Here is a 12,951-nt window from a genome sequence, read left to right on the forward strand (position 1 = left end):
GGAAGCTGCGGGCATGAGGCGGAGAACTCTGCTGACCCTGGGCCTCGCGCTCCCGGCCCTCGCCCTGGCCGCGCCGCAGCGGTACGAGATGCGCTCCTTCGTGAACGTGAACGGCACCGTGCGACCGGCTTTCGCGTGGTGCGACGCGCCGGGGCGGGTGCTGGCGGTGACGCGGCCTGCCAAAGGTGTCCAGACGACTCCGCAACCTGTCACGCTGTACCGCTGGCTCAAGCGCCCGCTTCCCGAGTCGGACGCGAGCAGGCTGACCGCGCCCTACCTCCTCGGACCGAGCGAGGGGGCGGCGGGAAGTGTGTACACCCGCCTCTCCCTCCCAGACGGCTCTGGGGCGGCTTCCAACTTCTTCATCCGCACCAGCAACGTCGAGAACGTCATCGACCCCGCCTACCGCATGACCCGCGTGAACGAATTCCGCACGCCGGAAGGCTCCTTTTCCTGCCGTTACCAGCCCCAGGCAGTATTCATGGGCGCGACGGCCAAGCGCACCGTGATCGTCTGGGACAACGGCAGGACGGCCACCTACGCCACACGGAACTTTGACGGGACGCCGGGGGTGTACGTGACGGGTGGGAAGGTCAGTTACGACGAACTGGGGCCGGAGTACATCTTTAACGGGGCCGATGGGTACAGCTACCTCGTCAGTTATCACGACTCTTCCGCGTTCGTGCAGACACGTAGAGCCGGAAAGACACTGCAAACCGAGCCTTTTCTCGCCTATTCCTACAGCCTCCCCGTCAAGGAGCAACCATGACCCAGACTGCCAGCACACCAAATCACGACCTCGCCCGCGAGTTGCGTGAAAGCCGACTTACCGGAGGCTTGAAACACTTCATCGGTGGCGAGTGGGTGGACTCGCAGAGTGGCGAGACCTTCCAGACCCACACGCCCACCGACAACTCCGCGCTGGCGACTGTGGCGAGCGGCGACGCCGCCGACATCGACCGGGCCGCCCGCGCCGCGCACGACGCCTTCCAGACGTGGCGCGAGGTGAGCGGAGCCGAGCGCCGCAAACTCCTGCACAGGGTCGCTGACCTGATCGAGAAGCGTTCGCAGGAAATCGCCGTGCTGGAGAGCGTGGACACCGGGCAGGCCATCCGCTTCATGAAGTCGGCGGCGGCACGCGGAGCGGAGAACTTCCGCTTCTACGCCGACCGCGCCCCCGGTGCAGGAGACGGCGAGAGCCTGCCCGCGCCCGGCTTCCTGAACTACTCCATCCGCCAGCCCATCGGCCCGGTCGGGGTCATCACGCCCTGGAACACGCCCTTCATGCTGAGCACCTGGAAGATCGCCCCGGCGCTGGCCGCAGGCTGCACGGTGGTCCACAAGCCCGCCGAGTGGAGCCCGGTCACGGCGACCCTGCTCGCCGAGATCATGGACGAGGCGGGGCTGCCGAAGGGGGTCCACAACCTTGTGCACGGCTTCGGCGAGAGCGCGGGCAAGGCGCTGACCGAGCATCCGCTGATCAAGGCGATTGCCTTCGTGGGCGAGACGGTCACGGGCAGCCACATCATGCGGCAGGGGGCCGACACCCTCAAGCGCGTGCACTTCGAGCTGGGCGGCAAGAATCCGGTCGTGGTCTTCGACGACGCGGACCTCGACAAGGCGCTTGACGCCGTGGTCTTCATGATCTACAGCCTGAACGGGGAACGCTGCACCTCCTCCAGCCGCGTGCTCATCCAGGAGGGCATCTACGACGAGTTCACGGCCCGGATTGCCGAGCGAGCGCGGAACATCCGGGTCGGCGACCCCCTCGACCCCGACACCGAGGTCGGGCCGCTGGTCCACCCCCGCCACTTCGAGAAGGTCCTGTCCTACTTCGACAAGGCCCGCGAGGAAGGGGCCACCATCGCGGCGGGCGGCGAGCGCGTGGGCGGCGAGGGGAATTACGTCTCCCCCACCCTGTTCACCGGGGCACGCAACGACATGCGGATCAGCCAGGAGGAAATCTTCGGCCCGGTCCTGACCGCCATCCCCTTCACCGACGAGGCGGACGCCCTGGCGCTCGCCAACGACGTGAAATACGGGCTGGCCGGGTATCTGTGGACGAACGACCTCACGCGGGCGCACCGATTCGCGCACGGGTTGGAGGCCGGGATGATCTGGGTGAACTCCGAGAACGTGCGGCATCTGCCCACGCCCTTCGGCGGCGTGAAAAACAGCGGCATCGGGCGCGACGGCGGCGACTATTCCTTCGAGTTCTACATGGAGACGAAGAACATCGCCATCTCGCTGGGGACGCACAAGACGGCGCAGCTCGGCGTGGGGCAACCGCCCGTGGTGCAGAAGGAGGTGGCGGAGGGGTGAGCGAGATAGAAGCTGTCTGGCGGCGCATAGAAGCGTGGTACGAGTTACACGGAACCTCACATCTTCTGAACTCTGGAGCCACTGATCAGGCCATCGCAGAAGCCGAAAAGCAGCTTGGGGTGAGCTTTCCAGCGGAACTGCAAGAGTCGCTGCGGCGGCATGACGGCTCAAACGTCATGGGATGGGCGAGCGGTGAGTTGCTGTCGCTGGAGCGTATCGCCAGCGAGCGCCGTATCTGGATGGAACTGCTCCAGGACGGTACCTTCGACGACAACGCTAAACACAACGCAGATTCCGAGGCAGTGCAGCCCGGGTGGTGGAACGCCGCCTGGATTCCGCTGGACGCTGATGGCGGAGGCAACGGCGCGGTTATTGACATGGCTCCGGGACCGGAAGGAACGGCAGGCCAAATCATCGACATGGACCATGAAGTCGGCCCCAATGGACCTCAGTATCAGTCGCTCACCGAGTATCTGGAAGCGGTGGCCGATGGCTTGGAAGCTGAGCGGTTCGTTGTCTATGACGGCGCGGTCGTGTCTATTGATGAAATGGAGGAGGGTTCATGACGCCCCACACCGTCCTCCTCACCGGGGCCGCCGGGCAGGTCGGCTCAGCCTTGCGCGAGGGCCTGCGCGGGCGCTTCCCGGTCCTGCGCCTGACCGACACCCGCGACCTGGGGGAGGCGCAGGAAGGCGAGGAGATCGTCCCCGCCGACCTCACCAACTTTGGCGAGGTTCGCGCCGCGATGGAGGACGTGGACGCCGTGATTCACCTCGGCGGCATCGCGGACGAGCACACCTATGAGCGCATCCGGGACGTCAACATGGACGGGACCTACCACGTCCTCGAAGCGGCGCGGCAATCGGGTGTGCGGCGGGTGGCGTTTGCTTCCTCCATCCACGCGGTCGGCTTCTATCCCCGCTCGGAGAAGATTGGGCCGGACGTGCCCGTGCGCCCGGACACCTACTACGGGGTCAGCAAGGTGTTCGGGGAGGCGCTGGGCCGCATGTATTTCGAGCGGTACGGCATCGAGTTCGTCGGCGTCCGCATCTGCTCGTTTCAGCCGAAGCCGAAAGATGCCCGGCACCTCTCGACCTGGCTTAGCCCCAGGGATGCGGTGCAGCTCTTTGAACGCGCCGTCACCACGCCCGATCTCGGCTTTCTGATCGTTGCGGGCATCAGCGGCAACACCCGGCGCTGGATGACCCCGGAAGGCTGGGACGTGCTGGGCTACGTGCCCCAGGACGACGCCGAAGCCTACGCCGCCGAGGTCGAGCACATTCGCGGTGACCCTGCGGACATCACCGAGCAGCGGCAGGGCGGGATTTTCGTGGACTCGGAGTATAGGGGGCTGGCGGGGAAGGAGGGCATGGGGCGATGAAGGTCACTGGGTGGCCCCCTCACCCCAGCCCTCTCCCGCGGGGGGAGAGGGGGCTAAAGCGCTCCAGCAATTCGCTCCAGCACACCGTCCAGGTTGTCGCGGACTTCGTTGTTCCAGAAACGGAGGACGCGGAAGCCGCGTGCTCGCAGGTCAGCATCGCGCACGGCGTCATAGGCGCTGTTCGTGTGCTGACTGCCATCCAGTTCGACGATCAGCTTGTGCTCGAGGCACGCGAAGTCAGCGAAGTAGAACCCCAGCGGTTGCTGCCTGCGGAATACGGCCCCAAGCTGGCGGTTTCGCAACCGGCTCCACAGCAACCGCTCTTCGGGCGTGCTGCGTCGCCTCAACTCCCGCGCCCTACTCTTCGTCACATCTCGCGGAAACCGGTCCACGCCCAAGCCTACCTGCTCCCTCTCCCCTTGCGGGAGAGGGCTGGGGTGAGGGGTGTCGAGCAACGCTCGACCAGCAAGGAGGTTTAATCTCATGGCAGCCATCACCGGACAGCAGTTCCTCGACCGCCTGCGGCAGAATCCGCCCACCCTCTACATCGACGGGGCGCGGGTCGAGGATCCCACCACCCACCCGGCGACCCGCAACATGGCGCACTCGCTCGCGGGCCTATACGACCTCCAGCACCAGCCGGAGCTGCGCGAGCAGCTCACCTACGAGGAGAACGGCGAACGCCACCCGATGAGCCTGATGGTGCCGCGCACCAAGGAAGACCTCGCCCGCATCGGGGAGGCGCACCGCATCCGCGCGAACTACTCGCTGGGCTTCCTGGGCCGCGCTCCCGATTACATGAACGCCAACGTGATGGCGGCGGGCATGGGGGCCGACTACTTCGCCCGCTGCGAGGTGGAGGGCGACCACAAGCCCGACTTTGCGGGCAACATGCGACGCTACTACGAGTACGTGCGCGACCATGACCTGTGCCTCACGCACGCGCTGACCAACCCGCAGGTCAACCGCGCGAAGATGGCCTCCGAGATGCCCGACCCCTATATCGCCCTGGGGATCGTGGAGGAGCGTGAGGACGGCGTGGTCATGCGCGGCGCCCGCATGATGGCGACCCTGCCCATCGCGGACGAGATTCTGGTGTTCCCGTCCACCGTCCTCAAGGAGAACGCCGACAAGAGCCGCTACGCGATGGGCTTCGCCGTGCCGACGAACGCGCCCGGCCTGAGCTTCCAGTGCCGCGAGCCCTTCGACGTGGGCCGCGACCCCGAGGACCATCCGCTGGGCAGCCGCTTCGACGAGCAGGACGCCTTCGTGATCTTTGACGACGTGCTCGTGCCCTGGGAGCGCGTGTTCCTGCTGTATGACGTGGAGCTGGCGAACAAGGCCTACGCGGGTACCGACGCCGTGCTGCACATGGCCTATCAGGTCGTGAACCTGAAGGTCGCCAAGACTGAGGCGTTCCTGGGCACCGCGCAGAGCATCGTGAACGCCATCGGCTCCGGGCAGTTCCAGCACGTGCAGAGCAAGGTCGCCGAGATCATCGTGATGCTGGAGATCATGAAGGCGCTGGAGGTCGCCGCCGTCGCGGGCGCCACCGTCAACGAGTACGGCGTGATGACCCCGGCGCGTGGCCCGCTGGACGCCGCCCGCAACTACTACCCGGCGGTGTACGCCCGCCTGCCCGAACTGCTGCAACTCCTCGGCGCGTCGGGCATCATCATGATGCCGAGCAAGGCCGACCGCGAGGGACCGCTGGGGCCGCAGATCAGCAAATACCTGCAAGCCGGAAACGCGAGCGCGGAGGACCGGCTGAAGCTCTTCCGGCTCGCCTGGGACATGTCCATGAGCAGTTTCGGCGGGCGCCAGAGCCTCTACGAGAAGTTCTTCTTCGGGGACCCCGTGCGGATGCACTCGGCGCTGTACGAGGTCTACAACAAGCAGCCGTACGTGGAGCGCATCGGGGCGTTCCTGAACCGCAGCGAGAAGGCGGAGGGGGTGGCGGCCGATGACTGAGAGCCGTCAGGCGTCAGCCGTCAGCACTCAGGAAAGGGCAGCCGCCGATGTCATCCGCATCGCCCACACCGTCTTTACCGTCACGGACCTGGACGCCTCGCGCGACTTCTACGTGGGGCTGCTGGGCCTGAACGTCCTGCACGAGGAGCCGGGAGCGCTCTACTTGCGCGGCGTAGAGGACCGCGAGTGGACGCTGAAGCTGGAGCAGGCCCCCGAGGCGGGCGTGCGGCACCTAGCCTACCGGGTCCGGACGGACGCCTGCCTGGACGGGCTGGTGGCCCTGGCCGAGCGTGAGGGGCTCCCCTACCGCTGGGAGGAGGAACTCGATCGGCCCCGGCTGCTGCGGATGCAGGACCCCTTCGGCGTGCCCGTCGCCTTTTACCGCGAGAGCCGCACGCACCGCTGGCTGTTGCAGGACTACCACCTCCACCGGGGGCCGGGCCTGCAACGGGTGGACCACGTCAACGTGATGACCCCCGATGTGGGCAGCATGATGGCCTGGTACGGCGAGCGGCTGGGCTTCCGGGCGTCCGAGCTGACGGAGGACGAGGACGGGCGCATCTGGGCGGCCTGGATTCAGCGGCGGGGGGGCGTCCACGACCTCGCCATGACGAACGGCGCCGGGCCGAGGCTGCACCACTGGGCCTACTGGATGCCCGACGCCATGAGCATCATCCGGGCGTGCGACATCCTCGCGGGGGCGCGGCAGCCCGAACGCATCGAGCGCGGGCCGGGGCGGCACGGCATCTCCAACGCCTTTTTTCTGTATGTCCGCGACCCCGACGGGCACCGCATCGAGCTGTACACCTCCGACTACGTGACGGTGGACCCCGACTTCGAGACGATCCGCTGGCAGCGCGACGATCCCCGCCGCCAGACGCTGTGGGGGGCCAAGACGCCCCGGAGTTGGTTCGAGGAGGGCTCGCGGATGGAAGCCTTTGACGGAGGCTGGGTGGCCCTGACCGAGAGCGAGCTGAAGGGGATGCCCAGCAATGTCATCTGAGCGGGTCATTCCCGACAACCTCCTGTCCGGCCTGGCTGACGAGTTGGAGGGGGCGGAGGCGACGGGGGCGCAACTCGCCCCCTTCTCCGAACGCTTCCCCGGCATGACGATTGCCGACGCCTACGCGGTGCAGCGGGCGTGGGTGGCGCGGAAGGTGGCGGGCGGGCGACGCCTCCTGGGACACAAGATCGGCCTGACCTCGCGGGCGATGCAGATGGCCTCGCAAATCACCGAGCCGGACTACGGGGCGCTGCTGGACGACATGTTCTTCGAGCCGAACGGGGACATTCCCCTGTCGCGCTTCGTGGCGCCCAAGGTCGAGGTCGAACTGGCCTTCCTGCTCAACGCCGACCTGCACGGCCCCGACGTGACGGTCTTCGACGTGCTGCGGGCCACCGAATACGTGACCCCCGCCGCCGAGATCATCGACGCCCGGATTCAGCGGGTGAGCCGTGAGACGGGTAAGCCCCGCCGGGTCACTGACACCATCAGCGACAACGCGGCCAATGCCGGGGTGATCGTGGGGGGGCGGGCGGTGCGCCCCGACGACCTCGACCTGCGCTGGGCAGCGGCCCTGTGCATTCGCAACGGCGTGGTGGAGGAAACCGGCGTGGCGGCAGGTGTGCTAGGACACCCGGCGGCGGGCGTCGCGTGGCTGGCGAATCGCCTCGCGCCTCACGGGGAGGGACTGAAGGCGGGAGAACTCGTGCTCGCTGGGTCGTTTACCCGCCCGGTGGACATCGCCCCCGGCGACGTGTTCACCTTCGATTATGGGCCGCTGGGGACCTTCTCGTGCCGCTTCGCGGGAGTGGCCCGTGGCGGCTGAGAACGGGTTCAAGCAGGCCCTGACCCGTGGCGACACCCTCCACGGCCTGTGGCTGGCCCTGGCCGACGCCTACAGCGCCGAGGTCTGCGCGGGGGCGGGCTTCGACTGGTTGGTGGTGGACGGCGAGCACGCGCCCAACGACCTGCGGAGCATCCTTGCGCAGCTTCAGGCGCTGGCCGCGTACCCCTCGGCCCCGGTGGTGCGCCTGCCCGTGGGCGACCCGGTGCTGATCAAGCAGATGCTCGACATCGGTGCCCGCACTCTCCTGATTCCAATGGTGGAGTCGGCGGCGCAGGCACGGGAGATGGTGGCGGCGACCCGCTACCCGCCGCAGGGCAGCCGGGGGGTGGCGAGTGCCCTGGTGCGGGCGAGCGCCTTCTCGCGGGACACCGATTACCTCCAGCACGCGAACGGGGGCATTTGCCTGCTGGTGCAGGTAGAGTCGGCGGCGGCGCTAGGGGAGCTGGACAGCATCGCCGCTGTGGAGGGCGTGGACGGCGTGTTCGTCGGCCCCGCCGACCTCGCTGCGAGCCTGGGGCACCTGGGCCACCCGGCCCACCCCGACGTGCAGGCGGCCATCCGGGATGCGGCGGGGCGCATCCGGGCGGCGGGCAAGGCGGCGGGCATCCTCGCCACCGACGACGCCACGGCGCGGCGGTATCTGGACTGGGGTTACACCTTCGTGGCGGTCGGGGTGGACGTTTTGCTCCTGACCCGCGCCAGCACAGAGCTCCTGGCCCGCTTCCGAGACTGACAGCGGTGGCCGGAGAAGTTGAGGAAGCGGGGTGGGAGATGCGAGGGCGAACGTACAGCCTGGACTTGAGGGAACAGATCGTGCGTGCGGCACAACAAGGAATAAGCCAACAACAGGCGGCTGACCATTGCACCGTCAGCGTCGTGAGCGTGGAGCGGTACCTGCGGTTGGTGCGCGAGGGACGAGGCTGCACCCTCGTCCCCGTCCCGGACGCGCGGTGACCGTCATTCCACAGGCAGAGCATGAGGCGTTGCGTACTCAGCACTCCCCGGACCTGACGTTAGCTGAACATGCGGCCTGATCCACCGGCTCAAGACCTTGCAACTGACGAGAACAAGGACGCTGGCCGCAGTTGAGTGGGATGAGGACTGGCGTGCTCAAGTCGTCGCTGATCTGGCCGAGGTCGTGCTGAGTGACCTGGTGTACCTGGCGAGAGCAGCTTCCAGACAGACATCACCCGAACGTCATTGAGTCATTCCTCGAAACCGAGGGAGGAACCTGACTCTGCTGTGCGCGTTGACGCTCACTGGTCCTAGAGCATTTGACAGAATAGTCGCAAGTGGAGGCGTTGACGTACAGGACACCGTCCCGCACCTCCCGCCCGTACCCCTCGTGAATGTGGCCGAACAGGTGGACCCGTGGACACACCCGTCCGACTGCCCGTCCCAGATGGGGGCATTCGACGGCCTCCCCAGCCGGGAGTACGGTGTCGGGTAGGCTCCGGAGCAGCCCTTGGGTGAGCACCATGTTCCCGCGGGGATCCGTTCCCAGGGCTGTACCAGTTCCTCTCCATGCGGTTCTATGAACGCAGGCGTCACCGGCCTGCTCCACACCCGCAGGCCCCCATCTCGGCTCCGTATAGAGATAGGTAACGTTGTTGGCGACAAGGCCCTCGGCGACGTAGGGCGTGCGCTCGAAGGCAAAGTCATAGTTGCCCGCCATCATTACCCGGTGGGCAAACCGCCCCGCCCGGCTGAACCAGTCCAGAAATCGGCCGATTTGATCGAGCCGTTCGTGGCGGCTGACGTCGCCCGCGACGGAGACGAGCGCTACGCCCGCTTGCTGAAGCGGGAACAGGAAGGCCGCAGCGTGGCCCACGATCACGACAGCATCCTTCTGGAGCGCCTGCGCCGTGGTGTCGCCGAGATGGAGACGCTCCAGATGCGCGGCCTGCTCCCCGCTGGGCTCGACGCCTGATCCGGCAGCGGGCCGCGCACAGCGTGCCCTGGCAGGTGGAATTGGCCCGCTACCTGGGGCAGCACTTCCGGCCTGGGGACACCCGCCGCACCTACGGCCGGGCGGCCAGGCGTCAGGGCTCCACCCCCGACCTGATCCGCCCCACCCGCGTCGTGGATCAGGAGCGAGAGGCGCAGGTGCTCGGTGTACTGATCGACACCAGCGGGAACATGGACGAGCGGACGCTGGGCCTGGCGCTCGGCGCCCTGTCCACCACCGCTCAGACGCTGAACATCGACCTGCTCCGGGTGGTGACCTGCGACGCGGGCGCCCACGACCTGGGCTGGCGCAGCCCCTGGGCGGCTGGAAGCGGTGTGACGTTGGTCGGTGGGGGCGGCACGGTGCTGCAACCCGGCGTGGACCTGAGCCGCACGGTGAAGGACGTGCCCGTGGACATGCCGCTGCTGATCATCACGGACGGGTATTTCAAGCCGGAGCTGCATGTTCCTGGCGAGCACGCCTGGCTACTGGACAGTCATGGGGAGCTGGCCATCCCCTCCCAGGCCCCGGTCTTCCGGATCCGCGCGCGGTGAGACGCTGGCCGGGGCATCATGGCCGTGTGGCGCGAGTCTCCTCGCGCGCTGATGGCCTTGCGAATAAATCTCCCCCGTGTTACAATTACGTCATAAACATAATAGAGGGGGAGTTTACGCATTGAATTCGATTCTTGACCAATGGTCTTCTGACGCTGTCCTTGCTCTCGCCCCTGACAGCAGCAGCGCCAAAGCCGCCCAGAAGCTTGCCCGCCCCGCGCAGTGGCCCACCCTGGACCGGGACGGCGACGTGCTGTGGGGCGAGTGCCAGGGCAGCGGGGCGCACCCCTACCTCGTGGGCGTGGACGCCCGCAGCGCCGAGATCGCCAGCAAGTGCAGTTGCCCCAGCCGCAAGTTTCCCTGCAAGCACGCCCTGGGGTTGTTGCTGCTGCACGCCGCCCGATCTGGTGAGTGGCAGGCTTCTCCCCCGCCCCCCGACCTCGCCAAGTGGTTGGGGGGCCGCACCGAACGGGCCGGGAAGGCCGCGCAGCCCTCTGAGGGCGTGCCCGCCGACCCCGCCGCGCAGGCGAAGGCCCAGGCCACCCGCGACCGCAAGAAGACGGCGGGCCTGGGAGACCTCGAACTGTGGCTGAGCGACCTCGTGCGGGAGGGGCTTGGGGCGGCCCGTGCCCGCCCGTACGGCGACTGGGACCGGCAGGCGGCGCGGCTGGTGGACGCGCAGCTTCCGGGCGCGGCGCGGCTGGTCCGGCAGATTCCCGAACTGCTGCACGACGAGACGGGTGAGGCCCTCACCGCGCACCTCGGCAAGCTCTGGCTGCTCACCCAGGGCTGGCGGGTGCGCGAAACCCTGGGTGAGTTCGAGCGCAGTGACCTCCTGACCGCGCTGGGGGCACCGCTCGACCGGGCCAGCCTTCCCGAAGCCGAGTCGCAGATGTGGCAGGCCCTCGGCTCGGTGCAGGAGGAGGAGGGCAAGCTGACCGTGCGCCGCACCTGGCTGCTGGGGAAAGGAGAGGCGTTGGCCCTGCTGCTCGACTTCGCGCCGACGGGACAGGCACTGGCCGCGCCACTGGTCACGGGGCGGCCCTTCACGGCGGCGGTAGCTTACGCGCCCTCGGCGTATGCGCAGCGGGCCGTCGTACAGGGTGAGCTGGCTCCAGCGGGCGAACCGCTCCCCCTCCCCGTCGGCACCCTGTCAGACATGCAGGCCCGGTATGCGGCGGCCCTGGCCCTGAATCCCTGGCTGGAGCGCGTCGGCGCGTTTGTCGGCCCGGCATACCTCCACCTCGACCCGCCGCAACTGTGCGACGCCGAGGGTCACGCCGTCCCGCTGAGCGCGCGGGTGGAACAGGCCGACCTCTGGGCCATGCTTGCCCAGGCCGAAACGCGGATGCAGACGTATTTCGGCGAGTGGGACGGTCAGAGCTTCGTGCCTGTGGGGGCAGTCTCCGCTGAGGTACCCCTGCCCGGAGCCGAACTTACCGAACCCGGAGTGCCCACGTGAGCCGCGACCTGCGCGAACTCGCCGTGATCGCCACGCGCGGCACCAGCCGGGCCGAGCTGCCCGCGCCCTCGGGACCACTGGCCGGGGCGCTGGCGAGCGTGCCCGGCGACACCCCCGAGGCGCTGCTGCTGGGCCGCGCCGCGCTGCTCGGCCTGTACGCCCGCGCCGGAGCGCCCCTCGGGAAAGCCGCCGCGCCGCCGCCCACCCCGCTTCCTGCCGCCGAGCGTCCGCTGCCGCCTGCGCTGGCCGCCCTGCTGCCCAGGCTGATCCGCATGGATGCCGTCCTGGCCGCCGAGGCACTGAACACCGTGACGGCGCGCGGCTGGACCCTGAACGCCGCGCAGGTGCTGGCGCTGCACCGGCAACAGCCGGACCTCGCCCGCGACCTCTGGTCCCTGGCCGACGGGCGTGCTCGGGTCACCCTGGACGCTCACCCTCTGCACGCCCAGGCGCAGAAGGCCGAGGAGAAAGCTGCCTGGGGAGCGCGGCTGGCGGCCCTGGCCGAAGGGCGCCGCCACGACCCCGCCCAGGCCGCCGGGGAGCTTCAGGAGCTGTGGGCCACCCAGCCCGCCGACCGCCGCAAAGACCTGCTGGCCCTGGTGCGCCAGGACCTGCGCCCCGAGGATCGCCCGCTGCTCGAAGGTGCGGCGCGCGACCGTTCGCCCGAGGTGCAAAAACAGGTGCGACAGTTGCTCGGTCACCTCCCCGGCCCCTTGCAAGACGAGCTGCTGGCGTTGCTGCCCCAAGCGGTCAAGGTGAGCGGCCTTCTGAAGAAGAAAGTGACCTTCGGGGCCTTCGACCTCCCCGCCGCGCTCGGCAAGCCCCGGGCCGGGCAGTACGACGACAGCGACCTGCACCGCCTGCTGGGCGCGCTGCCCACCGGGCTGATCCTGGAGACGCTGGGCCTGGGTTGGGAGGAGCTGGAAAAGGCCGCCCGGGCGCGTCACTGGTCCCTGGCGAACGAACTGCATGGGCCGCCCCCTCCGGCCCCACCACCGCTCGACCCAGAAACGGCCCGCGCCCGGCTGCGCGACCTTGCCAGGCAGCCTAGGGTGTCTCCGGAAAAGCTGTTGCTCGCGGTGCAGGCCCTACTGCCGGACCCCTGGGCGGACCTCGGAGCCGAACCCACTGACCTCCAGACGGCCCTAGCCGTGCGTGCGCTCGACCTGATTCAACGCGGGGGCCAGAGCGGACTGGTGCAGGGGCTGGCCGGACTGCTGGGCCAGCGCCTCTCGCCCGACCTGACCGTGCCCCCGCCCACGCCCCTCCCGTTCGAGCTGCCGCCGCGTCCCAAACAGCTTCCCTCTTGGCAGACCCCCGCCGACTGGGAAGAAAGCGAGCGCCAGAGCCACGCCTACCGAGAACAGGCTGCCTTTCAGGCCTGGCGCGAGTTGACCGACACCCTGCGGTTGCGCCGCGAGTGGCGGGACGCCCTGGCCGCCCATTCAGACCTCTGACCCCTC

At 68.4% G+C, this 12,951-nt stretch carries 13 protein-coding genes; 12 read left to right on the forward strand and 1 reads right to left on the reverse strand.

From position 1 onward, the window contains the following. Positions 1–13: 13 nt before the first annotated feature. Genes F8S09_RS07075 through F8S09_RS07090 form a run of 4 tightly spaced genes read left to right on the forward strand, consistent with a single transcriptional unit; the run spans position 14 to position 3,703 of the window. Positions 14–769 (forward strand): hypothetical protein, encoded by a 756-nt coding sequence (locus tag F8S09_RS07075; RefSeq protein ID WP_227978549.1) that lies wholly within the window; start codon positions 14–16, stop codon positions 767–769. Continuing rightward, positions 766–2,322 carry a 5-carboxymethyl-2-hydroxymuconate semialdehyde dehydrogenase gene (gene hpaE / locus F8S09_RS07080; RefSeq protein ID WP_152870544.1) on the forward strand — a complete coding sequence of 519 codons (1,557 nt, stop codon included), beginning with the start codon at positions 766–768 and terminating at the stop codon, positions 2,320–2,322. Before F8S09_RS07075 ends, hpaE begins: the two co-directional genes overlap by 4 nt. Beyond that, positions 2,319–2,888: an SMI1/KNR4 family protein gene (locus F8S09_RS07085; protein ID WP_322618618.1), complete on the forward strand. Its 570-nt coding sequence runs from the start codon at positions 2,319–2,321 to the stop codon at positions 2,886–2,888. The genes hpaE and F8S09_RS07085 overlap by 4 nt, the downstream gene beginning before the upstream one ends. Next, positions 2,885–3,703, forward strand: a complete 819-nt coding sequence (locus tag F8S09_RS07090; protein WP_152870546.1) for an NAD-dependent epimerase/dehydratase family protein — start codon at positions 2,885–2,887, stop codon at positions 3,701–3,703. Before F8S09_RS07085 ends, F8S09_RS07090 begins: the two co-directional genes overlap by 4 nt. Before the next feature lie 53 nt (positions 3,704–3,756). On the opposite strand, the gene F8S09_RS07095 is transcribed toward F8S09_RS07090, so the two are convergent. After that, a complete protein-coding gene (locus tag F8S09_RS07095; RefSeq protein WP_322618619.1) occupies positions 3,757–4,074 on the reverse strand; it encodes an endonuclease domain-containing protein in 318 nt (105 codons plus the stop codon). 112 nt (positions 4,075–4,186) lie between these two features. Between F8S09_RS07095 and hpaB the strand changes: the two genes are divergently transcribed. The 8 genes from hpaB (at position 4,187) to F8S09_RS07135 (ending at position 12,945) form a co-directional block, all read left to right on the forward strand. Then, positions 4,187–5,674 (forward strand): 4-hydroxyphenylacetate 3-monooxygenase, oxygenase component, encoded by a 1,488-nt coding sequence (hpaB, locus tag F8S09_RS07100; protein WP_152870551.1) that lies wholly within the window; start codon positions 4,187–4,189, stop codon positions 5,672–5,674. Next, positions 5,667–6,677, forward strand: a complete 1,011-nt coding sequence (gene hpaD, locus F8S09_RS07105) for a 3,4-dihydroxyphenylacetate 2,3-dioxygenase (RefSeq protein ID WP_152870554.1) — start codon at positions 5,667–5,669, stop codon at positions 6,675–6,677. The genes hpaB and hpaD overlap by 8 nt, the downstream gene beginning before the upstream one ends. Beyond that, positions 6,667–7,503, forward strand: a complete 837-nt coding sequence (gene hpaH / locus F8S09_RS07110; RefSeq protein WP_152870556.1) for a 2-oxo-hept-4-ene-1,7-dioate hydratase — start codon at positions 6,667–6,669, stop codon at positions 7,501–7,503. The genes hpaD and hpaH overlap by 11 nt, the downstream gene beginning before the upstream one ends. Then, positions 7,493–8,257 carry a 4-hydroxy-2-oxoheptanedioate aldolase gene (gene hpaI, locus F8S09_RS07115; RefSeq protein ID WP_322618620.1) on the forward strand — a complete coding sequence of 255 codons (765 nt, stop codon included), beginning with the start codon at positions 7,493–7,495 and terminating at the stop codon, positions 8,255–8,257. The genes hpaH and hpaI overlap by 11 nt, the downstream gene beginning before the upstream one ends. A 1,014-nt stretch (positions 8,258–9,271) precedes the next feature. Beyond that, on the forward strand, positions 9,272–9,454 hold the full coding sequence (locus tag F8S09_RS07120) for a hypothetical protein (RefSeq protein ID WP_152870560.1): 183 nt from the start codon (positions 9,272–9,274) through the stop codon (positions 9,452–9,454). A gap of 23 nt (positions 9,455–9,477) precedes the next feature. Then, positions 9,478–10,026 carry a hypothetical protein gene (locus F8S09_RS07125; protein ID WP_152870563.1) on the forward strand — a complete coding sequence of 183 codons (549 nt, stop codon included), beginning with the start codon at positions 9,478–9,480 and terminating at the stop codon, positions 10,024–10,026. Positions 10,027–10,147: 121 nt separating this feature from the next. Next, positions 10,148–11,488 (forward strand): SWIM zinc finger family protein, encoded by a 1,341-nt coding sequence (locus tag F8S09_RS07130; protein ID WP_152870567.1) that lies wholly within the window; start codon positions 10,148–10,150, stop codon positions 11,486–11,488. Then, a complete protein-coding gene (locus F8S09_RS07135; RefSeq protein ID WP_152870569.1) occupies positions 11,485–12,945 on the forward strand; it encodes a DUF5691 domain-containing protein in 1,461 nt (486 codons plus the stop codon). Before F8S09_RS07130 ends, F8S09_RS07135 begins: the two co-directional genes overlap by 4 nt. The last annotated feature ends 6 nt before the right edge of the window (positions 12,946–12,951 follow it).

Origin of the sequence: Deinococcus terrestris, from assembly GCF_009377345.1 — a bacterium.
GTDB lineage: Bacteria > Deinococcota > Deinococci > Deinococcales > Deinococcaceae > Deinococcus > Deinococcus terrestris.